18 protein-coding genes are annotated in these 23,583 nt (G+C 70.2%); 3 read left to right on the forward strand and 15 right to left on the reverse strand.

All coding sequences use genetic code 11. The annotated features are described in order from the left end of the window. Positions 1-3: 3 nt before the first annotated feature. From ACRQ4C_RS11970 to ACRQ4C_RS11985, 4 genes are all read right to left on the reverse strand, one after another. Positions 4-1,368 carry a cystathionine beta-synthase gene (locus ACRQ4C_RS11970; protein WP_439688795.1) on the reverse strand — a complete coding sequence of 455 codons (1,365 nt, stop codon included), beginning with the start codon at positions 1,366-1,368 and terminating at the stop codon, positions 4-6. Between the two features lie 25 nt (positions 1,369-1,393). Further along, positions 1,394-2,833: a mechanosensitive ion channel domain-containing protein gene (locus ACRQ4C_RS11975; RefSeq protein WP_439688796.1), complete on the reverse strand. Its 1,440-nt coding sequence runs from the start codon at positions 2,831-2,833 to the stop codon at positions 1,394-1,396. Continuing rightward, complete coding sequence (locus ACRQ4C_RS11980) at positions 2,830-5,091, reverse strand: adenylate/guanylate cyclase domain-containing protein (RefSeq protein WP_439688797.1); 2,262 nt, start codon at positions 5,089-5,091, stop codon at positions 2,830-2,832. The genes ACRQ4C_RS11975 and ACRQ4C_RS11980 overlap by 4 nt, the downstream gene beginning before the upstream one ends. A 565-nt stretch (positions 5,092-5,656) precedes the next feature. Next, positions 5,657-7,522 carry an ABC transporter ATP-binding protein gene (locus tag ACRQ4C_RS11985; RefSeq protein WP_439690901.1) on the reverse strand — a complete coding sequence of 622 codons (1,866 nt, stop codon included), beginning with the start codon at positions 7,520-7,522 and terminating at the stop codon, positions 5,657-5,659. Positions 7,523-7,657: 135 nt separating this feature from the next. Between ACRQ4C_RS11985 and ACRQ4C_RS11990 the strand changes: the two genes are divergently transcribed. Then, positions 7,658-9,079, forward strand: a complete 1,422-nt coding sequence (locus ACRQ4C_RS11990; protein ID WP_439688798.1) for an APC family permease — start codon at positions 7,658-7,660, stop codon at positions 9,077-9,079. A gap of 182 nt (positions 9,080-9,261) precedes the next feature. Here the strand turns inward: ACRQ4C_RS11990 and ACRQ4C_RS11995 are convergent, their stop codons facing one another. From ACRQ4C_RS11995 to ACRQ4C_RS12015, 5 genes are all read right to left on the reverse strand, one after another. Continuing rightward, the gene (locus ACRQ4C_RS11995) at positions 9,262-9,834 is read right to left on the reverse strand and encodes a hypothetical protein (RefSeq protein WP_439688799.1); all 573 of its coding nucleotides are present in this window, start codon (positions 9,832-9,834) and stop codon (positions 9,262-9,264) included. Between the two features lie 644 nt (positions 9,835-10,478). After that, positions 10,479-10,862, reverse strand: coding sequence for a 50S ribosomal protein L7/L12 (gene rplL / locus ACRQ4C_RS12000; RefSeq protein WP_400413170.1), 384 nt, complete (start codon positions 10,860-10,862; stop codon positions 10,479-10,481). 51 nt (positions 10,863-10,913) lie between these two features. Beyond that, entirely contained in the window at positions 10,914-11,429 is a 516-nt protein-coding gene (gene rplJ / locus ACRQ4C_RS12005; RefSeq protein ID WP_058726968.1) for a 50S ribosomal protein L10, read from the reverse strand. 284 nt (positions 11,430-11,713) lie between these two features. After that, complete coding sequence (locus ACRQ4C_RS12010) at positions 11,714-13,231, reverse strand: sensor histidine kinase (RefSeq protein ID WP_439688800.1); 1,518 nt, start codon at positions 13,229-13,231, stop codon at positions 11,714-11,716. Positions 13,232-13,242: 11 nt separating this feature from the next. Then, positions 13,243-13,983 (reverse strand): response regulator transcription factor, encoded by a 741-nt coding sequence (locus ACRQ4C_RS12015; protein WP_290131238.1) that lies wholly within the window; start codon positions 13,981-13,983, stop codon positions 13,243-13,245. 368 nt (positions 13,984-14,351) lie between these two features. On the opposite strand from ACRQ4C_RS12015, the gene ACRQ4C_RS12020 reads away from it, so the two are divergent. Both ACRQ4C_RS12020 and ACRQ4C_RS12025 read left to right on the forward strand, forming a co-directional pair. Then, the gene (locus ACRQ4C_RS12020; RefSeq protein ID WP_439688801.1) at positions 14,352-15,884 is read left to right on the forward strand and encodes an ABC transporter permease; all 1,533 of its coding nucleotides are present in this window, start codon (positions 14,352-14,354) and stop codon (positions 15,882-15,884) included. 185 nt (positions 15,885-16,069) lie between these two features. Further along, the gene (locus ACRQ4C_RS12025) at positions 16,070-16,744 is read left to right on the forward strand and encodes an ABC transporter ATP-binding protein (protein ID WP_290134212.1); all 675 of its coding nucleotides are present in this window, start codon (positions 16,070-16,072) and stop codon (positions 16,742-16,744) included. Between the two features lie 142 nt (positions 16,745-16,886). Here ACRQ4C_RS12025 and ACRQ4C_RS12030 read toward each other — a convergent pair whose 3' ends face one another. The 6 genes from ACRQ4C_RS12030 to ACRQ4C_RS12055 all read right to left on the reverse strand — a co-directional run bounded on the left by ACRQ4C_RS12030 (position 16,887) and on the right by ACRQ4C_RS12055 (position 23,489). After that, positions 16,887-17,831: a TolB family protein gene (locus ACRQ4C_RS12030; RefSeq protein ID WP_439688802.1), complete on the reverse strand. Its 945-nt coding sequence runs from the start codon at positions 17,829-17,831 to the stop codon at positions 16,887-16,889. Positions 17,832-18,095: 264 nt separating this feature from the next. Then, the gene (locus ACRQ4C_RS12035; RefSeq protein ID WP_290131232.1) at positions 18,096-18,935 is read right to left on the reverse strand and encodes a carbohydrate ABC transporter permease; all 840 of its coding nucleotides are present in this window, start codon (positions 18,933-18,935) and stop codon (positions 18,096-18,098) included. Further along, entirely contained in the window at positions 18,928-19,923 is a 996-nt protein-coding gene (locus ACRQ4C_RS12040; RefSeq protein ID WP_439688803.1) for a carbohydrate ABC transporter permease, read from the reverse strand. Before ACRQ4C_RS12040 ends, ACRQ4C_RS12035 begins: the two co-directional genes overlap by 8 nt. A gap of 202 nt (positions 19,924-20,125) precedes the next feature. Beyond that, positions 20,126-21,427, reverse strand: a complete 1,302-nt coding sequence (locus tag ACRQ4C_RS12045) for an ABC transporter substrate-binding protein (RefSeq protein WP_290131230.1) — start codon at positions 21,425-21,427, stop codon at positions 20,126-20,128. 80 nt (positions 21,428-21,507) lie between these two features. Beyond that, positions 21,508-22,746 (reverse strand): Gfo/Idh/MocA family protein, encoded by a 1,239-nt coding sequence (locus tag ACRQ4C_RS12050; RefSeq protein ID WP_439688804.1) that lies wholly within the window; start codon positions 22,744-22,746, stop codon positions 21,508-21,510. After that, positions 22,743-23,489 (reverse strand): sugar phosphate isomerase/epimerase family protein, encoded by a 747-nt coding sequence (locus ACRQ4C_RS12055; RefSeq protein WP_290131228.1) that lies wholly within the window; start codon positions 23,487-23,489, stop codon positions 22,743-22,745. Before ACRQ4C_RS12055 ends, ACRQ4C_RS12050 begins: the two co-directional genes overlap by 4 nt. Positions 23,490-23,583 lie beyond the last annotated feature (94 nt).

A 23,583-nucleotide genomic window follows, 5' to 3' on the forward strand; every position in this document is an offset into this window, starting at 1 on the left:
CGGTCACTCGGACAGGGACGTGAGCAGGTCGTGGCGGGTCAGGACCGTGACGGGCTTGCCGTCCTCGACCACCAGCAGGGCGTCGACGGTCTCGAGTGCGCGGCGGGCGGCGGCGACGGACTCGCCGATGCCGATCAGCGGGAGCGAGTCGCCGACGAACGGCGTGAGCGCGTCCGTCATCGACGCGGCGCCGGTGAACACCTGCTCGAGCAGGTCCTTCTCGGCGACGGCGCCGACGACCTCGCCGATGACGACGGGCGGCTCCGCGCTGAGGACCGGCATCTGCGAGACGCCGTACTTCGACATGATGTCGACGACGTCGCGCACGGTGTCGGACGGGTGCGCGTGCACGAGGTCCGGCAGGCGGCCGTCCTTGCCCGCGACGATCGACCCCACCGTGCGCGCGTCGTCGGTCTCGGCGAAGCCGTACGAACGCATCCAGCGGTCGTTGAAGATCTTGCCGAGGTAGCCGCGGCCGCCGTCCGGCAGGAGCACCACGACGACGTCGTCCTCGGTGAGGTCACGGGCGGCCCGGAGCGCGGCGACCACGGCCATGCCGCTCGAGCCGCCGACGAGCAGCCCTTCCTCGCGGGCGAGCCGCCGGGTCATCGCGAAGGACTCGGCGTCCGTGACGGCGATGATCTCGTCCGGCACCCCGGCGTCGTACGCGGCGGGCCAGAAGTCCTCGCCGACGCCCTCGACCAGGTACGGTCGGCCGGTGCCGCCGGAGTAGACAGAGCCCTCGGGGTCGGCGCCGACGATGCGGACGCGGCCCTCGGAGGCCTCCTTGAGGTAGCGACCGGTGCCGGAGATGGTGCCACCCGTGCCGACGCCGGCGACGAAGTGCGTGATCCGTCCCTCGGTGTCGCGCCAGATCTCCGGGCCGGTGGTCTCGTAGTGGCTGCGCGGGCCGTTCGGGTTCGCGTACTGGTTCGGCTTGTAGGCGCCGGGGATCTCCCGCACGAGCCGGTCGGACACCGAGTAGTACGACTCGGGGTGCTCCGGCGGGACCGCGGTCGGGGTGACCACGATCTCGGCGCCGTACGCGGTGAGCACGTTCCGCTTGTCCTCGCCGACCTTGTCCGGCAGCACGAACACGCACCGGTAGCCACGCTGCTGCGCCACGAGGGCGAGCCCGACGCCGGTGTTGCCCGAGGTCGGTTCGACGATCGTGCCGCCGGGGCGGAGGTCGCCGGACGCCTCGGCCGCGTCGATGATCCGCGTGGCGATGCGGTCCTTCGACGATCCACCGGGGTTGAGGTACTCGACCTTCACGAGGACGGTCGCGGGGATGCCCTCGGTCACCCGGTTGAGCTTGACGAGCGGGGTGTCGCCGACGAGGTCGACGACGGAGTTCGCATAACGCACGCGCCCGAGTCTAGGCGGGCGTCCCTCACGTTCCCCCGGACGTGACGCCCGGCTGCAGCTGACCGGCCCGGGCCGCGATCGTGTCCGCGACGTCCTGGTGCCGCCGGTCGATCACGGCGCCGATGTCCCGGGCGAGCTGCGGGTTCGACCGGACGATGGTGTCGATCGCCTCGACCGGGACGACGAGCACCGCGACCTCGGTCAGTGCCACCTGGAAGGTCTGCACGACCTCGCGGGTGAGCGACGTCTGCCCGACGTAGTCGCCGGCCTCGACCCGGGTCGCCGGGAGCTGCTCGTCGCCGAACGGCACCCGGAGCTCGACGCTGCCGGTCAGCACGAACCGGATCGCCGTCGGGACGACGCCCGGCCGCGAGATCACCTCGCCCGCCGCGTAGCGCTCGAGCGTCACGACCTGCCGGAGCGCCGCGACGTCGTCGGACGCCAGGTACAGCGTCGGTGCGATCGAGGCGAGGGCGGCGTCCCGGCGCTCGTCCGTGACGAAGTCGTCGGTGGTGTCGCCGTCGAGTCCGAGCCCGGCGCGACGAGCGGCGTACCAGAGCCACATCCGGAACTGTGCCAGCGCCGAGCCCTCCTGCGACGGGCCGCCGACCTCGAACGAGACGGTGTAGCCCGATCCGCCCGTCGGCTCGGCCGACGGGCTCGTGCCCGGCGCGAGCTGGGGCAGGCCGGACGCGACCCGCTGGAGCAGGGCGACCACCGCTGCCGGTGCGTCGTCCGTCGTGAAGGTGACCGACGTCGAGACCGGGTACGTGCCTCCCGTCCGGCTGAGGTTCGTGAACGACGCGCCCGCGAGCGAGCCGATCGGCGTGATGAGGATGCCGTTGCCCGTGTCGAGGTGCACGGACCGCCAGTTCACCTCGACGACCCGGCCCCGCGTGCCGCCGATGTCGAGCCAGTCCCCGAGCCGGAACGGCTGCTCGAACAGCAGGAACAGCCCGGCGACGATCGGACCGACGGCGGTCTGCAGGGCGAGGGCGATGACGAAGGACCCGACACCGAGCGCCGTGAAGATGCCGCCGATGTCGGTCCCCCACACGATGCGGAACACGACCGCGAGGCCGATCGCCACGAGGATGACCCGGGCGATGTCGACGAAGATCGACGGGATCTTCTCGCGCCAGCTGCCCTTCCGGGCGTTCGTGAACAGCAGGACGTTCATGCCGTTCAGGACGAACACGATCACGAGGAAGCCGAGCACCGTCGCGATCACCTGGGTCACGACCGGGCGGGACGGGTCGACCGCCGCCGTGACCTGCACGCTCAGGACGAGGATCGCGATCACCGGGATGACCGCGTTGCGGAGCAGGCCGACCACCTTGTGCAGCGAGTTGCCACGGCGCTGCAGGTTCGACTGCAGCTCGGTGAGGACGAGGAGGACGACCGGGAGCCCGACGATGACGACGATCGCCGGCCAGAACCACGGCTGCTGCCAGAACGGGGTCACGACTGCACCTGCTCGAGCTTCCAGATGCGCTGCGACCCGGACTGCGTCTGCACCTCGCCCGCGTCGACGATGCCCGCGCGGTCGCCGAGCTTGTCGACGACCCGCTGCGTGGCGTACACCCCCGGGGACGGGGCGATGCCCTGCACCCGGTACGCGAGGTTCACGGCGTCGCCCCACATGTCGTACACGAGGCTCGCGCGACCGACGAGGCCGCTCGTCACCTGTCCGGCGTCGATGCCCGCACGGAGCCCGACACGGGAGCCGTGCTGCCCGTTGAACCGCTCGAGCACACGCTGGGACTCCTCCGCCCACTCGACCACGCGGCGGACGTTGTCGACCCGCGGGACGCTCAGGCCGCACGAGGCGAGGTACCCGGCGCGGGTCGTCCGCACCCGCTCGATGCCGTACCGACCGGCGGCCTCGTCGAGCGAGCGCCAGAGGTCGTTGACCAGCGCCAGGCTCTCCTCGGCCGAGAGCCCCTTCGCGAAGTCGTCGAAGCCGATGAGGTCGGCGTACACGACCGCGACGTCCTGGTGGTCGGCCGCGATGGTGTCGTCGCCCTGTTTGTACCGCTTCGCCACGTCCTCCGGCATCATCGTCAGCAGCAGCGAGTCGTTCTGCCGGCGCTGCTCGTCGAGGAGGTCCTGCTTCACCTGCAGGCTCCGGCTCATGTCGTTGAACGCGACCCCGAGATCGCCGATCTCGTCGCCGGCCTTCGTCTGCACCTCGACGCCGAGCTCGCCCGCGCTCACCCGGTTCACCGCCCGTTGCAGCCGTCGGATCGGACGGACGAAGACCTGCGCGAGCAGGAGCGACAGGAGCGAGACGAGCACGATGATCCCGACGAGCGCGAGCGCGAGGTTCCGCGCGAACACGTTCACCGGGGCGAAGGCCTCGGACGTGTCCATCTGTGCGACCACCACCCACCGCAGGCCGTCGACCTCGAGCGGGGCGTACGCCGCGAGGACCTCCTTCCCGCGGTAGTCGTCCGCGATCACCGTCCCCGTCTTCCCCTGCAGTGCGCGGCTGACCGGTGTCGTGTTCACCGACTGGAGCAGCACCGATCCCTTCACCTGCACCTGCCGCTCCGCGATCGCCGGGGCGGTCCCCGCCGCGATGACGTCCCGCTCGTACTGCCGCGGGTGCTGCAACAGCTGCCGCGGGTACGAGCGCATCAGACGGTCGTCACCCACGAGGTACGACTCCCCGGTGTCGCCCAGCCCGTCGCCCTTCCAGCCCTGGTCACCGGTCATGATGTCACTGATCAGTTCGACGGGCACCTGCACCGCCATCACGCCGATGATCTTGCCGTCCTCACCGACCGGCGACATCACCCAGAGCGTCGGGACGTTCAGGCTCGGGACGTACCGCTGGAAGTCGGTGACCACGAAGCCGTCCGAGCTCGTCAGGCGCAGGGCGTCGCGGTAGCCCGTCGCGAGGTTCGACTCGCGGTAGGGTCCGTCGTCCAGGTTCGTGCCGAGGTCCGCCCCCGAGTACGCCGAGTAGACGACGTCCCCGTCCGTGTTCATGAGGAGCAGGTCCTCGTACCCGACCGTCTCCACCGCTTGCTTGAAGTACGGCTGGTACTCGGCGTGGGCCCTCGACCATGCGCTGCCGTCGCCGGCGTCGTCCTGGTCGATCGCCTGGTCGTAGTCGGTGAACGGCGCCGTGTACCGGGCCTGGAGGTACGCCTGCGGGTCGGACGTCGGCGCGAACTGCTGCGGGTCGGCCGTCCCGCCGGACGCCTTGTCCAACTGCGGCACGAGGGTGTCGGCGTACCAGTCGTCGACCTTCTGCCGGTCGTCGTCCGACACCGGACGGCGCTGCAGGTCGTCCCAGCCGGACTCGAAGGCCTTCGTCGCGCCGATGACGCTCGCGTTCCGGGTCTGCGCGACCACGGTGTCGGTGAACTGCGCGAACGACCGCTTGAGCTCGGTGATCCGGGCCTCCCGGAGCGAGGTCACCTGGTTGAGTGCGGCGGCCTGGAGGGAGTCGCGGCCGTTCACGTACCCGACGGCCCCGACGACGAGCGCCGCCACGACGCTCACCGCCAGGAGCATCACGAGGAGCTTCGACTGGACGTCGAGGGAGCCGCTCGTGAGGAACGCGCGGAAGCGTCCACTGCGCCGCGGGGTCGTGCCGCCCGTGCTGGTCCGTTCGCGGTCATGGTCGCGGGGGTCGCGCTGGTCGAGCGGGTCGCGCTCGCGGGCACCATCCGACGGTGGGATCGGGTCGGTCGGGGACGGGGCATCGGTCACGGAGGACTCCGTTCGGGCGGCGCGGATCAGGAGGCACTGCTCGGGTTCTGATCCAGAGCTACCACGCGAGGAAGCGTCGTGTCCGGCTCGGTCCGGTATCCGGTTCACGCGGGACGGGCACCAGGTGCGCGACGACACGTGTCGCGTTGTCGCGGCCTGTCCGGGCGCGGGCCGGCCCACGGCGGACGAGAGGCGCGGTGCCCGCCCGCCCCGTCGACACGGCTCACGCCGTGGCGGACGGGAAGCACGGTGCCCGCCGGCGCGGCTGACGCTGTGACTGACGGGAGGCACGGTGCCAGCCCGCCTCGCCGCCACGGCCGACGCCGTGGCGCAGTGCAGGCACGGTGACCGCCCGCTCCGCCGGCGCGGCCGACGCCGTGTCGGACGGGAGGCACGGTGCTCGCCCGCCCCGCCGGCACAGCTGACGCCGTGGCGGACTGCAGGCGCGGTGCCGGCCTGACCCGCCGGCGCGGCTGACGCCGTGGCGGAGGGGAGGCGCGCTGCCCGCCCACGCCGTGCCTCCCGGCCGACCGCGCGGACGCGTGCTCCGGCACGCCCGCGGCGGTCAGGCGCCGACCGGCAGGTTCTGCTGGCGGTGGAGGGTCGCGTACGTCCCGCCGAGGTCGAGGAGTTCGTCGTGCGTCCCCTGCTCCACGATGCGCCCGTGGTCGAGCACGAAGATGACGTCGGCGTCCCGGACCGTGGACAGTCGGTGGGCGATCGAGATGGTCGTCCGACCGGCGGCGGCGGTGTCGAGCGCCGTCTGCACCACCCGCTCGGAGATCGAGTCGAGTGCGCTGGTGGCCTCGTCGAGGACCAGGACGGGCGGATCCTTCAGCAGCACGCGCGCGATCGCGATGCGCTGCTTCTCGCCGCCGGAGAGCCGGTAGCCCCGCTCGCCCACGATCGTGTCGTACCCGTCCGGGAACGACGCGATCGTCTCGTGGATGTTGGCCGCGCGGGCAGCCCGTTCGAGTTCCTCGTCCGTGGCGTCCGGTCTGGCGTAGCGGAGGTTGTCGCCGATCGACGCGTGGAAGAGGTAGGTCTCCTGGCTGACGATCCCGACGTGCCGCATCAGGTCCTCGTGCTCGATGTCGCGGACGTCGGCGCCCGCGAACCGCACACTGCCGCTCGTCGCCTCGTACAGCCGCGGGACCAGGTACGACACCGTGGTCTTGCCCGCCCCGGACGGCCCGACGAACGCGGCGAACTGCCCGGGCTGGAGTTCGAAGGAGACGTCCCGGAGCGTCGGGTTGTCGGGCTCGCCGTCCGGGTAGGCGAATGTCACGTGGTCGAACGCGACGTGCCCGAGCCGGGACTCGTCGACCGGCTTCGCCGTCGGGGAGTCGGTGATCGCCGGTTTCAGGTCGAGGTACTCGAAGATCCGGGCGAACAGGGCGCCCGACGTCTGGAGGTCGAGCACCACGCGCAGCAGGCCGACCGTCGGGAAGAGCAGGCGGGACTGCACCGTCGTGAACGCCACGATCGTGCCGGCCGTGATCGCGACGTCGCCGATGATCAGCCAGGCCGCGACGACGTAGATGATCGCGGGGATGATCGACAGGAAGATCTGCACGATCGCGAAGAACCACTGGCCGGACATCTGCTGCCGGACCTGGAGCTGGATCTGGTTGCGGTTCTCGTCGCCGTACCGCTGGGTCTCGCTGCGCTGCTGGTTGAAGCTCTTCGCGAGGAGGATGCCCGAGACGCTGAGCGCCTCCTGCGTGATCGCGGTCATGTCCGACAGCGACTCCTGCGTCTGGGCGGCGATGCGCGCCCGGACCTGTCCCACACGGCGTTGGGCGATCACGAGCAGCGGGAGCAGCACGACCGCGACGAGGGTCATCTGCCAGCTGAGCAGCAGCATCGCCACCACGGCCGCGATCACCGTGACGGTGTTGCCGAGCACCGAGGAGATCGTGTTGTTGAGGACGCTCGCGACGCCGCCGACGTCGTTCTGCAGCCGCGACTGGATGATCCCTGTCTTGGTGCGGGTGAAGAAGGCGAGCTCCATGCGCTGCAGGTGGCCGAAGAGCCGCATCCGCATCGCGCCCATGACCTTGTTGCCGACCGTCGCGGTCAGGTAGGTCTGCCAGACGCCGATGCCGGCGCTCGCGATCCACAGGCCGACCATGCCCGCCACCAGGGCGTAGAGGACCGGGAGGTTCGGACCACCCCCGCCCTTCGGGAACAGCCCCTCGTCGAAGGCGCGCTGGGTCAGGAGCGGCGGGATCACGGACAGCGCCGCGCCGACGAGGACCAGCACGACCGTCAGCACGATCGACGCACGGTGGGGCACGAACAGGCCGGAGATGCGGTGCAGCAGGTTCGGGATCCGGGGCGCCTCGGCGTTCGCGGCCTTCTGCGCGGCGTGGTCGCCGCTCGAGATCCGACCGCCCCCACGCGGACCCCCACGAGCGCCGTGTCCCATGCTCATGCGCGCTCCTCCCGCTTCGATCCCTGCAACCGTACCGCCGCGCGGTGACACCCGCGCGGTGTCCCGGTTTGACCCCGCACGGGGGGCGTGCCACCATCGTGCGTCCCCGTCCTGCCACCCCGAGGTCCCATGTCGTCCGCGCAGTCCCCCGTGTCCCTCCGGCAGCAGCTCGCCCGCCGCAAACCGATCGAGGACCTCCAGGCCGAGGCCGCCCGGGGCGTCAACGGTGAGCCGCTCCGCCGCTCCCTCGGGGTCTGGCACCTCACGATGATCAGCGTCGGCGCCACCCTCGGCACCGGGATCCTCGTCGTGCTCGGCACCGCGGTCCCGCTCGCCGGTCCCGCCGTCTGGATCTCGTTCGTCCTCGCGGGTGTCGCGGCGCTGCTCTCGGCCCTGTCGTACGCCGAGATGGCCGGTGCGGTGCCGACGTCCGGGTCGAGCTACTCCTACACGTACGCGACGATGGGCGAGGGCATCGCCTGGGTCTGCGGCTGGTGCCTCGTCCTCGAGTACGCCGTGTCGGTGGCGGCGGTCGCGGTCGGTGCGAGCGAGTACGTCGACGAGACCCTCCGCGTGTTCGGGCTGCACCTGCCCGCAGCGATCTCCTCGCCGCCGGGCGAAGGTGGCCTCGTCAACCTGCCGGCGGCGGTGCTGGTGCTCCTCGCCACCGCGATCCTGCTCCCCGGCGCCCGCGAGAGCGCCTGGGTGAACACCCTGATGGTGATCGTGAAGATCGCGCTGCTGGTGTTCTTCGTCGTGGTGGCCTTCACCGCGTTCCGGGCCGGCAACTTCGAGCCCCTCGCACCGATGGGCGCCGCCGGCGTCACCGCGGCGGCCTCGCGCCTGTTCTTCTCCTACATCGGCTTCGACGCCGCGTCGACCGCCGGAGAAGAGGCGAAGGACCCCCGCCGCGATCTCCCCCGCGCGATCATCGGCTCGATCGCCCTCATCACGGCCCTGTACATCCTCGTCGCGATCGCGGCGATCGGCGCTCGCGCGTGGACGTCCTTCTCCGACTCCGAGGCGTCGCTCGTCCGGATCGTCGTCGAGGTCACCGGCCAGCCCTGGGTGGCGCTGGTGTTCTCGGTCGGTGCCGTGATCGCCATCGCCAGCGTCGTGCTCACGGTGCTCTACGGGCAGACGCGCATCCTCCTGACGATGGCGCGCGACGGCCTCGTGCCGAAGGTCTTCGGCCGGGTGTCACACCGCACGGGCACCCCGGTCGCGAACACGCTGATCGTCGGCATCGTCGTCACCGTGGTCGCCGCCCTCGTCCCGCTCGGTGAGCTCGCCGACGCGACGAGCATCGGCACGCTCGTGGCCTTCGCCCTCGTCAACGTCTCCGTGATCGTGCTCCGCCGCACGCAGCCCGGGCTCGAGCGCTCGTACCGGGTCCCGCTCTTCCCGGTCGTCCCCGTGCTCGGGACGCTGTGCTGCGTGCTGCTCGCGGTGTTCCTCGGCGCCGGCACGTGGATCGCGTTCGGCGTGTGGATGCTCGTCGGCGCCGCGCTCTACCTCCTCTGGGGCCGCCGCCACAGCAGCCTGCGCTGACGCGGCCCGCGGCCCGCCCGCCGCCGCGGCCCCCGCGGCCAGTCCGTCCCGGACAAGCGACACATTCCATGGTCCTCGCGCTCACTTCCTGTCGCTCTTGCGGACCAGTTCGCGTCCGCAACGGCACAACTGTCGCTTCCGCGGAGTAGTCCAGGTGCACAGCCGTCGTTCCGAGGCATCGATCAGCGGCACGGCACACGGTGTTGCCGGAGGAGTGTTCGGAGTCGATCCTGCGACACGAGGTGTTCCCAGTAGACGCGGACGAACCCGTTCACCTCGCCTCGGGAGCGGACCCTGTCCTCTCGACGCTTCTCGTCCCAGACGGCCTCCGCAGGACTCCTCCCCCGGAGCATCGCCGGATCCTCGTACTTCGTGCGGCCGTCGAACTCGATGACGATGCCCTGCTCCGGCAGCCAGAAGTCGACCCGATCGACGACGCCGTCCGCAGACCGGAACTCGTACTGGGGCACCATGTCCGGGCACCCGAGTTCCGCGGCGCGCGCGGCGAAGTACGACTCCCCGACCGACTCGTGGCGGACGTCGCAGATGTCGAGTGCAGTCTCCACTCGGACGCCGCCCCACGGCCCGACCGACTCCGTGAGCGTCCGGAGGTCCTCGAGCGGAACTCCGGCGCGGAGCGCATGGTCGAGCGCGACCACCGCGGTCGAGAGACTCCCTCGGCGGCCGAGCTCGACGGCCGTCAGCGCGAGCGAGGTGAACGGCACACCGTGGAAGCGCCGGCCGTCGAGGCTCATCGAGCCGGCGTGGAGAGTGAGACCGACGCGTTGAGCAGTGTGCGCGAGCGAGGGCACGACGACGTGCACATGTTCGGGCCAGGGCGTGATTCGCGGGACACCGTGGATCGCAGCGGCTGAATCCAACGCGAAAGCAGCGTCTGAACGGAGGACCGGCACACTCGCGCGCATCTGGACGAGGTACCGCGACCGCGCGTCCAGAGCGTTCCACGCGGTCCGCTCGACGAACACGCCGTGCCGGACACGGACGAGTTGGCCCGCGTGCTGCCGTCGTTGGAGGCGCCGCGCAGCCGATCGGTCGACGGGGTCGGAGCGAAGAATCTCGATGGCGCTCGCTGGGTGCATTGCGGCACCATGTCGGCTTGACGGCCGGCCGCGCGGGACGGAGGCCGATCTGTGGATGGCTTGTCGTGCCTTCCGGCGGTGTGGAGGACTCGCGAAAGCGACAGATCACCGCAAGGCGAAACCGTTCGTGCTGCCGAAGCGACAGATCCGCGGCGGATTGTGCGCTCAGTATGTCGCTTTCGCGAAAGCGACAGCTCTTGCCCTCCGCGCGCCCGCCGCCCTCCCCGCGCCGCGTCAGCCGCGCACGACGAAGGCCGCCGCCCCGAGGGGCGACGGCCTTCGTGACCGAACGGTCGAGACTACGCGAGCTCGATCGTGGCGCCGGCGCCCTCGAGCGTCTCCTTCGCCTTGTCAGCGGTCTCCTTGTTGACACCCTCGAGGATCTTGGCGTCGGCGGTCTCGACGAGCGCCTTGGCCTCACCGAGGCCGAGCGACGTCAGGCCACGGACCTCCTTGATGACCTGGATCTTCTTGTCACCAGCGGACTTGAGGATGACGTCGAACTCGGACTTCTCCTCAGCGGCCTCGGCCGGGGCAGCTGCACCGGGGGCGGCGGCAGCGGCGACCGGGGCGGCCGCGGTGACCTCGAAGACCTCTTCGAACTTCTTCACGAAGTCCGAGAGCTCGATGAGCGTGAGCTCCTTGAAGGCCTCGATGAGCTCGTCCTGCGAAAGCTTCGCCATGATTTTCTCCTACTTGCTAATGCGTGGTGTGGTTGTGGAACGCGTGCCTGATCAGGCCGCGGACTCCTGCTTCTCGCGGAGGGCGTCCACGGTGCGGACGGCCTGCGAGAGGGGTGCCTGGAACAGGTACGCAGCGCCGAACAGCGAGGCCTTGAAGGCGCCGGCGAGCTTGCCGAGCAGCACTTCACGGGACTCGAGGTCAGCGAGCTTGTCCACCTCGGTCGCGGAGAGCGGGTTACCGTCGAAGTAACCACCCTTCACCACGAGCTGAGGGTTCGCCTTGGCGAATGCACGCAGCGACTTCGCGACGGCGACGGTGTCACCGTGGACGAAGGCGAGAGCGGACGGACCGGCGAGCTCGTCGTCGAACGACGAGATGCCGGCGTTGTTCGCCGCGATCTTGGTCAGCGTGTTCTTCACCACGGCGTACGTGGCGTGCTCACGGATCGAGTTGCGGAGCTCCTTGAGCTGCGCGACCGTGAGACCGCGGTACTCGGTGAGCAGAACGGCGTTCGAGCTCTGGAATGCTTCCGTGAGCTCGGCGACCGCAGCTTCCTTGTTCGCCATGGTTCTCCTTGGGGGTTTCTTGCCGGTAGCCCCAGGCCCACGAACGAAAAAAGCTCCGGCGCACAGAGGCTCGGAGCTGCCCCCACCGGAACGGCGGGAGTGGTTCGGAACACCTGCGCGGGATGCCTCACGTTGGAGGACCTTCGGTCACGGCGTTCACAAACACGTTGCGAGCACAGCGACATCCGGCGGTCTTTGGCTTCGAGAACTGTACCAGACGCCGTGGGCGTCACCAAACGACGGCCGGGAGGCACGGGGCGGGCCCGCACCGCGCCTCCCGGCCGTCAGGTGGTCGCGGGAGCGGCGTCGGGCGTCGCCGACCAGTCGGCGGGGTCCGCGGCCGCGGCCACAGGGCCGGCCTCCGGCGGCGCGATCGGCAGGTGCACCGTGAACACGGTGTCACCGGGCTCGCTCGTGACCTCGACGCGCCCACCGTGCGCCTGCACGACCGCGTCGACGATGGCGAGCCCGAGCCCGGTCGACCCGACGGTGCGGGAGCGCGAGCTGTCGGCGCGGGCGAAGCGTTCGAAGAGCTTCGGCAGGAACTCGGGGTCGATGCCCTGTCCGGTGTCCCGCACCGTCAGGTCGACACCGTCGGCGGCCCGGGCGATGCCCACTGTGATGCGGGTGCCCTCGGGGGTGTGGGTCCTGGCGTTCGTGACGAGGTTGACGATCACCTGGTGGAGCCGTGCGGCGTCGCCGAGCACCTCGACGGGCTCGTCCGGCAGGTCCACCTCGATGACGTGCCCCGGTGATGCGGCGTGTGCGTCGTTCACCGCGTCGAGCACGAGTCCGGTGAGGTCGACGTCGTCGAACTGGATCTCCCGGCCCTCGTCGAGGCGCGCGAGGAGCAGCAGGTCCTCGACCATGCTCGTCATCCGCTTCGACTCGGACTCGATGCGGCTCATCGCGTAGACCACGTCCTCGGGCAGGTCGGCGCCCATCCGGCGGGTGAGCTCGGCGTAGCCGCGGACGGACGCGAGCGGCGTGCGGAGCTCGTGCGAGGCGTCCGCGACGAACTGTCGGACCTTCTGCTCGGAGCGCTCCCGGGCCTGCATGGCACCGCCGATGTGCCCGAGCATGCGGTTGAACGCAGCACCGACCCGACCGACCTCGGTGCGGGGGTCGGCGTCGGGGACCCGGACGTCCTGCAGGGCGTCGCTGCGCTCGAGGGGCATGCGGGCGACGGCGGACGCGGTCTCCGCGACCCGTTCGAGCGGCCGGAGCGAGCGCCGCACCACGACGGCGGCGACGACCGACCCGGCGACGAGGGCGAGTCCGACGACCACCACGACCACGAGGAGCAGCGACCAGACGCTCTCGTACACGGGCGACATCGGCAGCCCGACGACGAGCACGGCGTTGCCGACGACGGGGTTGTCGACCTGCACGGCCGCGACCCGGTACTTCCCGAGCGCACCGCCGAGGTCCATCGTCGCGGGTTCGACCCCGACCTTGACCTGCCCGAGCCGCTGCAGTTCGTCCGTCGTCAGCTGCGAGCGGGAGCTGTCCTCGTTGATGACGATGCCGGCCGCCACGCCGCCCGTGCCGTAGTAGGCGGTCAGCGTGCCGGCCGCCTGCCCGAGCGGTGCCAGGGCGTCGTCGTTCGGCCGCTGCCCGTTCTGCTCCTGCTGTCCCTGCCCGAACTTCGTGCTCGCGCGCTCGGTCGCCTTCGACAGCTGGGAGTCGATGGTGCCGGTCTGGATGGACGCGAGCGCGATGATGCTGCCCGCGCCGATCACCGCACTGACGGCCACGACGAGGGCGACGATGCTGAGGACCAGCCGTCGGCGGAGGGTCACTGCGCCGGACCTCAGGAGGTCGGCTTGATGACGTACCCGACGCCGCGCACGGTGTGGATCATCGGGGTCTCGCCCGCGTCGATCTTCTTGCGCAGGTAGGAGATGTAGATCTCGACGACGGAGCTCTTGCCACCGAAGTCGTACGACCACACGCGGTCGAGGATCTGCGCCTTCGAGAGCACCCGGCGGGGGTTCCGCATGAGGAAGCGGAGCAGCTCGAACTCGGTCGCGGTGAGCTCGATCGGCCGCCCGGCTCGCGAGACCTCGTACGACTCCTCGTCGAGCACGAGGTCACCGACGACGATGCGGGAGTCACCGGCCTCGGAGATCGAGATCTGCGAGCGCCGGATGAGGCCGCGCAGCCGTGCCACGACCTCCTCGAGCGAGAACGGCTTCGTGACGTAGTCGTCGCCGCCGGCGGTCAGGCCGGTGACGCGGTCCTCGACGGAGTCCTTCGCAGTGAGGAACAGCACCGGGGTGTCGTCGTTGTTCTGGCGCAGCCGGCTGAGGACCTGCAGGCCGTCGAGGTCCGGCATCATCACGTCGAGCACCATCGCGTCGGGCTTCCACTCCCGCGCGGTGGTCAGGGCGTCCTGTCCGCCGTTCGCGCTCTTGACGTCCCAGCCCTCGTAGCGGAGCGCCATGGACAGCAGGTCGGTGAGGCTGGCCTCGTCGTCGACGACGAGGATGCGCAACGGGGATCCGTCGGCACGTGTGAGGCGCGGGGCTGCAGCGGGCTGGGAGATGGTCACGTACTCGAGTATCGAGAGTTTCCTATGAGCACTCTGAGACGCACCGATGTCCCGCCTGTGGATCGCGGACCAGTCACACAGAGCGGTCCCTGGTACTCCTCCGGCCTGAAAGCACGACGCACTCCCGGCGGAGCGGTCGGAGGTCGCGCAGGCGGTCGCCACCACGGCCCCGCTCCTGTCGACGGGGTCGTCCGGGCCCGGTGTTCGCCACGCTCGCGGGTCGCGCCGCGGTCGACGTCGCGCTGGCCGCCGTCCGCGTCACGTACGGCGACGCCGGCTGAGGCTTCATCGGATCTTCTTGGGATCCGGCAGCACGGCTCATCGACTGCCTCCCTACGGTCTCCTCGTCCCCAACACCGAGGAGAACCATGTTCCTGACCTACCTCAGGCGCGAGCTCACGAACCGCCGGAAGCAGACGGTCATCATCGCCATCGGCATGGCGCTCGCCATCGCCCTGGTCGTCATCGTGTCGTCGATCGCGAGCGGGGTGAAGACCGCGCAGTCGAGCGTCCTGTCGTCCGTGTACGGCGTCGGCACCGACATCACCGTCACGAAGACCGAGCAGCCGTCGTCGTCGAGCACCGGACGGCCGTCGTTCGACTTCGGCAGCCGCTCGGGGAGTGACAGTGGCTCGACCGACCTCTCACAGTCCCGGCTCGCGGTCGCCCGCGGGACGAGCACGTTGAACGCGTCGAACCTCTCCACGGTCACGTCGACGGCCGGGGTCAAGGCGGCCACCGGCGTCCTCACGCTCGAGAACACGACGTTCTCCGGCCAGGTGCAGCAGGACAGCAGCGGGAGCAGCTCGTCCGGCAGCAGCAGTGGTTCCGACGACAGCGGCACGCAGCAGGGCCCGCCGAGCGGCGGCGAGGGCGGTGGCTTCGGGGGCGGCTCGTTCAACGTCGACTCGTTCACCGTCACGGGCATCCCGGTCTCCGGCGAAACCGTCGGGCCGCTCACGAGCACCGAGACCACGAAGGGCCGGACGTTCACGTCGGCCGACGCCGGCAAGGACGTCGTCGTGCTCGACAGCTCGTACGCGAAGAGCGAGGACAAGACCGTCGGGGACACCCTCGAGATCGGCGGCACGAAGTTCACCGTCATCGGCATCGTGGCCTCGACCGGCTCGTCCAGCACCACCGGGTCGAACACCTACGTGCCGCTCGACACCGCGCAGTCGCTCGCCGACCTCGACGGCAAGGTCACCTCCATCTACGTCTCCGCGGAGTCCTCGTCCGACGTCAGCACGATCAAGACCGCGCTGCAGTCCGAGCTGTCGAGCGCGACCGTCTCGACCGAGGCCGACCTCGCGTCGAGCGTCTCCGGCTCGCTGAGCACCGCGTCCACGCTCGTGTCGAACCTCGGCACGTGGCTGTCGGTCGTCGTCCTCGCCGCGGCGTTCCTCATCGCGATCCTCTTCACCATCTCCGGCGTCACGCGGCGCACGCGGGAGTTCGGCACCCTCAAGGCCATCGGCTGGTCGAACGGCCGGATCACCCGGCAGGTCGCTGGTGAGTCGCTCGTCCAGGGCCTCATCGGCGGAGTGATCGGCGCCGCTGCCGGGCTCGTCGGCATCCTCGTGGTGAACGTCATCGCCCCGACCGTCTCGGCGAGCGCCTCGACGCCGCCGCGCGGCGGCGCCGGAGGCGGCGGGTTCCCCGGTGGTGCGGCGACCCAGGCAGCAGGCGGCGGGACCACCGGCGGCGCACCGGCCGGCGGCTTCGGCGGCGGCGGGACCACGGCGAGCACGTCGGACGTCGTGCTGCACGCGCCCGTGACCGTCGAGGTGATCCTCCTCGCCATCGGCCTCGCCGTCCTCGGCGGTCTCCTCGCCGGAGCACTCGGCGGTTGGCGCGCGAGCCGGCTCCGGCCCGCCGAGGCGCTGCGGAGCGTGGGCTGATGCCCGCGCCGCACACCGGCACGCACGCCGTCCGACCCGCACCGCACACCGGCACGCACGCCGTGCCGTCCGGACCGACGCCGGCCGACGCGCCGGCACCCGCCACCCCCGACCCGACAGGAGCCACCGTGACCACCACGACGACCGCAGCGTCCGCGACGGAGGCGAGCCGTGCCTCCCGGCCGATCTACCGCCTGCACAACGTGAGCAAGACGTACAAGCAGAAGCAACGCACCGTCACCGCGCTGACGAACGTCGACCTGGAGATCCCGCAGGGGCAGCTCGTCGCGGTCCAGGGGCCGACCGGCGGCGGGAAGTCGACGCTCCTGCAGATGCTCGGCGCCCTCGACCGGCCGACCGCCGGGAGCGTCATGCTGGGCGAGCACGACGTGGCGAAGCTCGGCGACGGTGCGCTCACCGACCTCCGGGCGACTGAGATCGGGTTCGTGTTCCAGAACTTCAACCTCATCCCGACGTTGACCGCGCTGGAGAACGTCGAGACCGCGTTCGCCGGGGCGCTCGCGAACCGCTCGCGGTCCGAGGTGCGCGACCGGGCGACGGCGGCGCTCCGGGAGGTCGGCCTCGGCGAACGGCTCGACCACCTGCCGGCCGAGCTGTCCGGTGGGCAGCAGCAGCGCGTCGCGATCGCCCGAGCGCTCGTGAAGAACCCGTCCGTGCTGCTGGCGGACGAGCCGACCGGCGCGCTCGACGAGGGGACGCGTGACGAGATCATGGGCCTCATCGAGCGGCAGTGGAAGGAGCGCGGGTTGACCGTGGTCATCGTGACGCACGACTCGTGGGTGGCACGTCGCGCGGAACGCCGGCTGCACATCAAGCAGGGCCAGGTCCGCGAGGTGTAGCGGGCGCCGCCGCGGCGCGGGCCGGGCGCCGGCTGCGCGCACGGCCCGAGTCTCGGCCCAGCGGACAGTTTCGCGGTCCATCCGCCGCGGAACTGTCCGCCCAGGCGAGTCTCGGGCGACGGGGCGCGGCCCGCCCGCCGCGCTACCCGCCGACCGGGTAGTCGCAGCACGCGAACCACCGTGAGTCCGGCGACCACGGCGGCACGTTCACGGTCCCCTGGCCGCCGTCCAGCGTGACGAGCGTCTCCGGCAGCACGGCGATCCGCGCGCCCCGTGCGAGGACGCCCGGCAGCAGCCGCAGCTCCACGCGGTGGTCGGCCGGGTGCCCCTGCACGCCCGGCTCGTACGAGAGGTAAAGCAGGTGCGAACCGTCCGGAGACAGGTGCGGGAACCAGTTCACCCGGTCGTCGTTCGTGATCTGCACCGGCTCGTCCTGCCCCGGCCAGAGGCTCGCGAGCTGCGCGGTCCCCGGGGTGAAGCGTTCGGTGTTGAACAGCCAGGTGCCGCCGTCGGGTGTGATCGTGCACCCGTCGTCGGGGAACCCGTCGCGTGTCCGGAACGTCGGCTCGCCGGTCGTCGGGTCGACGCTCGCGACGTCGGTCGTCCACACGCCCTCGGGACTGAGCTCACCGACGATGGCTGCGAGGGCGCTCCCGTCCGGCGCGATCCCGTGCAGGTAGAACTTCCGCGTCGTCGGGAGCACGGTCGTCGTGTCGGTGAGCTGCTCCGCGGAACCACCGTCGGGCAGCGGCACCCGGTAGAGCTCCCCGTTCCGTGCGCTCACCACGACCGAGCCGTCGGAGGGGTCGAGCACGTGGTCGTTGTTGATCTCCTCGACCCCGGGCATCGGCACCGGCACGAGTGCGCCCTCGTCGAGCACGCGGTCGTCGCCCGGGTCGGGCAGCCGCAGCAGCCAGAGGTCGCCGTTCCCGTTCAGCACCAGCGTGCCGTCGTCGAGGACGTTCGGTGCCTCGACGAGCACTGTCTTCGACTCGAACACGAGGCGGCTCGTCCGCGTCGCGACGTCGTACACGTGCACGCGGCTGGTCTGACCCGGCAGCAGCTGCCGTCCGCGGGGTTCGCTCATGGGTCCATCCTGTCGGGTTCGGGTGGTGGAGGTCGCGGTGCCGAGATCGTGTCGCTCTCGCGAGAGCGACATGCTGCCGGCCTCCGCCGGCGGGCATCTGTCGCTTTCGCGTCCGAGCGTGGCGGCCGACTCACGAGAGCGACGGTCTGCGCGCCTCCGCGCCCACCGATCTGTCGCTTTCCGACAGCGACGGGCACCGCGGCACACGGACGGGAGGCGCGGCGCGGGTCGGACCCGCACCGCGCCTCCCGGAGTTGGTCGCGGCTACTTCACCGCGCCGGCGGTCAGGCCGGCCACGAACTGCCGCTGCACGATGAGGAACGCGACCACGACCGGGATCGACACGACGAGCGACGCCGCCATGATCTGGTTCCAGTACACGTTCGTCTGCGTGGAGTACTGCTGCAGGCCGACCGCGAGCGTCGAGCCGTTGCCGTTCGTCATGACCGAGGCGAAGAGGACCTCACCCCAGGCGGTCATGAACGAGTAGATCCCGACCGCCACGAGCCCGGGACGGGCCGAGGGCAGGATCACCCGGAACAGCGCACCCATCGGTCCGGAGCCGTCGACCATCGCGGCCTCGTCGAGCTCCCGCGGGATGGTCTCGAAGTAGCCCGCGAGCATCCAGATCGAGAACGGCAGCGTGAACGTCAGGTAGGTGATGATCAGGCCGAGCCACGACCCGACGAGCTGGATGCCGAGCGCGTTCCCGAGGTTCGTGAAGATGAGGAACAGCGGGAGCAGGAACAGCACGCCCGGGAACATCTGGGTCGAGAGCACCGCGGTGGTGAAGGTGCTCTTGCCCTTGAAGTTCCAGCGCGAGACGCCGTACGCCGCGAACGTGGCGATGATCAGCGAGAACACCGTCGCGACCGTGCACACCACGAGCGAGTTGATGAAGTACTGCCCCAGCGGCACCGTCGACCACATGTCGATGAACGGCTGGAAGGTGATGTTCGTGGGGATCCACGTGAAGTCGTTCTGCACGTCACCGAGCGGCTTGATCGCCGTCGTGATCATGACGTAGAGCGGGACGACCGTGAACAGGGTCAGCAGGACCAGGGTGACGATCTTGAAGGACTTGGCGCCGACTGTCTCACGCACGGACGGACCTCCGGTTGGTCACGGCGAGGTAGATGCCCGTGACGATGAGCAGGAAGATGAGGAGCAGGACGCTCATCGCGGCACCGGAGCCGAAGTTCCAGGTGATGAACGACGCGTTGTAGATGTGGAAGCTCAGCAGGTCCGCGGCCGGGGGCTGCGCGGTCGAGCCGAACAGGACGAACGGCGTGTTGAAGTCGTTGAACGTCCAGAGGAACATCACGAGCACGAGCGTCACGTTGACCGGACGCACCATCGGCAGTGTGATCGAACGCCACTGGCGGAACGGCTTCGCACCGTCCACCGAGGCGGCTTCGTACACGTCGTTCGGGACGGACTGCAGCCCGGCCATGAGCATGAGGAACGCGAACGGCCAGGTCTTCCAGATCGCCACGACGACGACCGAGATGAAGGCGTTCGACCCGATGAGCCAGAACGGCCCCTGCCCGCCGAACAGCCCGAGCTGGTCGACCAGGACGTGGTTGATCGCACCGGAGTCACGCTGGAACATGAACTTCCAGGTGATGATGCCGGCGTACATCGGCAGCGCGTACGGCACGAGGAAGAGCGTGCGGAACAGGCCGCGGCCCTTGAACGGCTTCTGCAGCGCGACCGCAGCGGCCATGCCGAACGTCCACGAGAGCCCGACCACGAGCACGGTGAAGCCGCACGTGATGAGGAACGAGTTGAGGACGCCCTTGCCGATCGCCTGGTCGAAGTCGACGACGATCGAGTAGTTCCGGAACCCCGCGAACGGCGCGGCACCCCAGTTGGCGATGAAGTACTTGGTGAGCTGGATGAAGGAGATCCAGATGCCCACGAGCATCGGGACGATGTGGATGAGCAGCTCGAAGAGGATCGCCGGAGCCACGAGGGCGTACGGCAGCCAGTGGCGCTTGGGCTTCCGACCCGGTTGGGGCCCCGACAGGGTCGGCGCCTTCGTGTGGGTCAGGTCGATGCGCTCGGATTCAGGCAGGACCGAGGTGGACATGCGGGGCCTTTCGGCGAGGTGGAGGATCGGGTGCGCCGCGCGGGCCGGGGCAGCGGCGGGGAGGCGCGGCGTGCGTGAGCCGATCGGCTCACCCCCGGCGCGTGGCCGGGGTGGGAGGCACTGGCGCTCGCGTCACGGGGTGGACGCGAGGGGTGGAGGCCCGGGCGCGTCCTGACGGACGCGACCCGGGCCTCCAGGCGGATCAACCGGCTGCCTGGGACACCTGGTCCTGGGCGGTCTGGAGCGCCGACTTGATGTCACTGTCGGAGACCGTTCCGCCGGTCGCGATCTTGGCGAACATGTCGTTCATCGCCTTGCCGACCGTCGACTCGAACTGGTCCTCGGCGGGCACCAGCGGGAGCGGCTTCGCCTTGTTGTTGTAGATGTCGAGGAACGTCTTCGTCTGCTCGTCGGTGACCGAGTCAGCAGCGGAGGCGAGCACCGGCAGGGCCGAGTACGGCTTGTCGAGCGTGGCCTGTGTGTCCGCGCTCGTCATGTACTTGACGAACTTCAGGGCGCCGTCCTTGTTCTTCGTGTTCTTGAAGATGGACAGGTTGATGCCGGCCGGGAACGACGCGATGTCCTTCTCGCCCTGCGGTGCCGGGAAGGGCACCACGCCGAAGTCGTCCTTCGACATGCCGTTCGACGTGATCGTGCTGTTCGCGTTGTTCTGCGTCAGCATCATCGCGGCCTTCTTGTTCGCGAAGTCCGAGACCGCCTGGGTGCCGTTGTCGTACTGCGCGTTCGAGGTGTTGACGACCTTGTCGGACTGCATCAGGTCGAGGTAGCGCTTGATGCCGTCGACGTTCGCCTTCTGCGTGAAGGTCGGCTTGCCGTCCTTGTCGAACCACTCGCCGCCGTTCTGCGCCGAGTTGATGAACGCGAAGTGCGAGTTCTCGGTGTACGAACCACCGGCGATGGTGAAGCCGTACTTGCCGCCCGTGGTGAGCTTCTTGGCGTCGGTGACGAGGTCCTCCCACGTCGTCGGTGCCTCGAGGCCGGCGTCCTTGAACATCTGCTTGTTGTAGTACAGGCCGTACGCGAGGCCGTAGAGCGGGACGCTCGTGACGGTCTTGCCGGGCGCGCCACCGGTGGAGAGCGCGACCTTGCCGAACTTGTCGGCACCGCCGATCGCCTTCATCTCCGAGTCACCGAACTCCTGGAAGGCGCCGGTGGCCTGGAGCGAGGTCGCCCACGTGTTGCCGATGTTGACCACGTCCGGGCCCTGGCCCGACGTGACGGCGGTCTGGATCTTGTTCTGCAGGTCGTTCCAGCCGATGACCTGGAGGTTGACCTTGATCCCGGTCTCCTTGGTGAACTTCTCGAGGACCGGGGTGAGCACCTCCTTGTCGTTCTGGAGGGACGTCCCCTGGTTCGACGCCCAGTACGTGAGCGTCTTGGAGTCGCCGGACGAACCGGAGCCTCCGGAGGAGCAGGCCGCGAGGCCGGTCACGGTGAGTGCCGCGGCCGCGGTGATGGCCAGTGCGCGGATGGCAGTGCGCATGACTCTCTACTTTCTCGTCGTTGAGATGGTGCAGGGATGGTGCTGTCGGGTGCTGCTGTGTGCGGGGTGTCGCCCGGCCGTCAGGCCAGGGTCGACTCCGCGGGGTCCCAACCCTCGGGGAGGGTCGGGGAGGGGTCGACGGTGCTCTCGACGAGCACCGCCTCCCCACGTTCGGCGCTCTCGGCGATGGAGACCATCACGTCGAGGACGTGGAAGGCGAGGGCACCGGGGACCCGGTTGCCGACACCGGCGCGGACGGAGCGGGCGAGGTCGACCACGCCCGTGCCGCGCGAGTAGGTGGAGCCGACCGCGGGGATCGTCTCGGGCTCGTCGGCGCCGGCCGCGTACAGCTCGGTGTCGCCGTCGAAGTTGTTCGGGTCCGGGAACACGATCGTGCCCGTCTCCCCCGCGATCTCGACGAAGCCGGTGCGGCCGCGGGTCGACTCGAAGGAGAAGACGCTCTGCGCGCTCCCGCCGTTCGCGAACTCGATGAGCGCCGAGTGGTTCGTCGGGACCTCGACGGGGAACTCCGTGCCCGCCTTCGGCCCGGAGCCGATGACACGGGTCGCACGGGCCTTCGACGCGGTGGCCGTGACCTTCGAGACCGGGCCGAACACCTGCACGAGGGTCGTGAGGTAGTACGGGCCGATGTCGAACAGTGGGCCGGCACCGACCGCGAAGAGGAACTCGGGGCTCGGGTGCCAGGACTCGGGGCCGGGGCTCTGGAACAGCGTCAGGCCGTTGAGCGGGGTGCCGATGCGGCCCTCGCGGACGGTCCGGAGCGCGGTCTGGAGGCCGGCACCGAGGAAGGTGTCGGGCGCGACGCTGACCGTCGTGCCGGCGGCGACCGCGGCGTCACGGAGCCGGGTGGCGCTCTCGCGGTCGAGGGCGTACGGCTTCTCGCCCCACACGTGCTTGCCCGCGGCGAGGATCTGCAGGGCGACCTCGACGTGGGCGGCCGGGATCGTCAGGTTGACGACGATCTCGATGTCGTCGTGCGCGAGCAGCTCCTCGACCGTGCCGGAGCCCGGGACCCCCCACTTCTCGGCCTGGGCGGCTGCGCGCGGCAGGTCGATGTCGGCGATGAAGTGCACCGCGACGTCCGGGAAGACCGTGAGGTTCGAGAGGTACTGGTCCGAGATGACGCCGGCGCCGATGACCCCGACGCCGACCGGGCCGGTGCGGCGGGTGGCGCCGGCGGCCGTCGTGGTGTCGGTGCCGGTGGTTGCGGTGCCGGTGGTTGCGGTGCCGGTGCTCTCGGTGCCGGTCGAGGTGCCGGTCGAGGTGCCGGTCGAGGTGCCGGTCGAGCTGTCGGTCATGCGCGGGCCCCCTGCAGGAACGTGTACGAGTCGGCCACGGCCTGGAACACGTCGCCTTCGTGGCCGTCGAGCTCGACGACGTGCAGCGCGTCCGGCGCCGCCGCGAGGATCTCCCGGACCGGCATGATGCCGTCGCCGACCGCGACCTGCTTCTCGTCGTCGTGCGAGCCGTCGCCGTCCTTGACGTGGAGGAACTGCACCTTGTCGCCGTACTTGCCGATGACCGCGACCGGGTCGTCGCCGCCGACCGTCACCCAGTAGGTGTCGAGCTCGAGCACGACGTCGTCGGACAGCGCGTCCGCGAAGACCTCGTAGGCACTCGTGCCGTCGATGCGGTTCGAGAACTCGAACGCGTGGTTGTGGTAGCCGAGGGTCAGTCCGTGGTCGGCGGCGCGGGGCGCGAGGGCGCTCAGCTCGCGGGCGATCGCCTCGACGTCCTCGCGGGTGGTCCAGCGGGACTCGTCGATGTGCGGGTCGATGAGCGTCGTCATGCCTGCGGTGACGCTCGCGTGGAAGATCGCCTCGAGGTCCTGCTCGCCGGCGTCCAGCAGTCGCGCGTGTCCGCTCGGCGCGGCGAGCCCGGCGGCAGCGAGCGCGTCGCGCAGCTCCGCGGCACGGTCGACGTAACCGAAGAGTTCGACGTTCGTGTAGCCGATGTCGGCGATGCGCTGCAGTGTGCCGGGCAGATCGGCTGAGAGGGCGTCGCGGACGGTGTAGAGCTGGACCGAGAGCGGTTGTGTCACCAGGGGTTCTCCTCGTCGAGACGGTGCGGTCGTCACTGACCGAGCGTCACACTATGACCACTTCTGACGGCGGTCAAGCAAAAGTCCCGAACAC

Source organism: Curtobacterium sp. SP.BCp (genome assembly GCF_051903255.1).
GTDB lineage: Bacteria > Actinomycetota > Actinomycetes > Actinomycetales > Microbacteriaceae > Curtobacterium.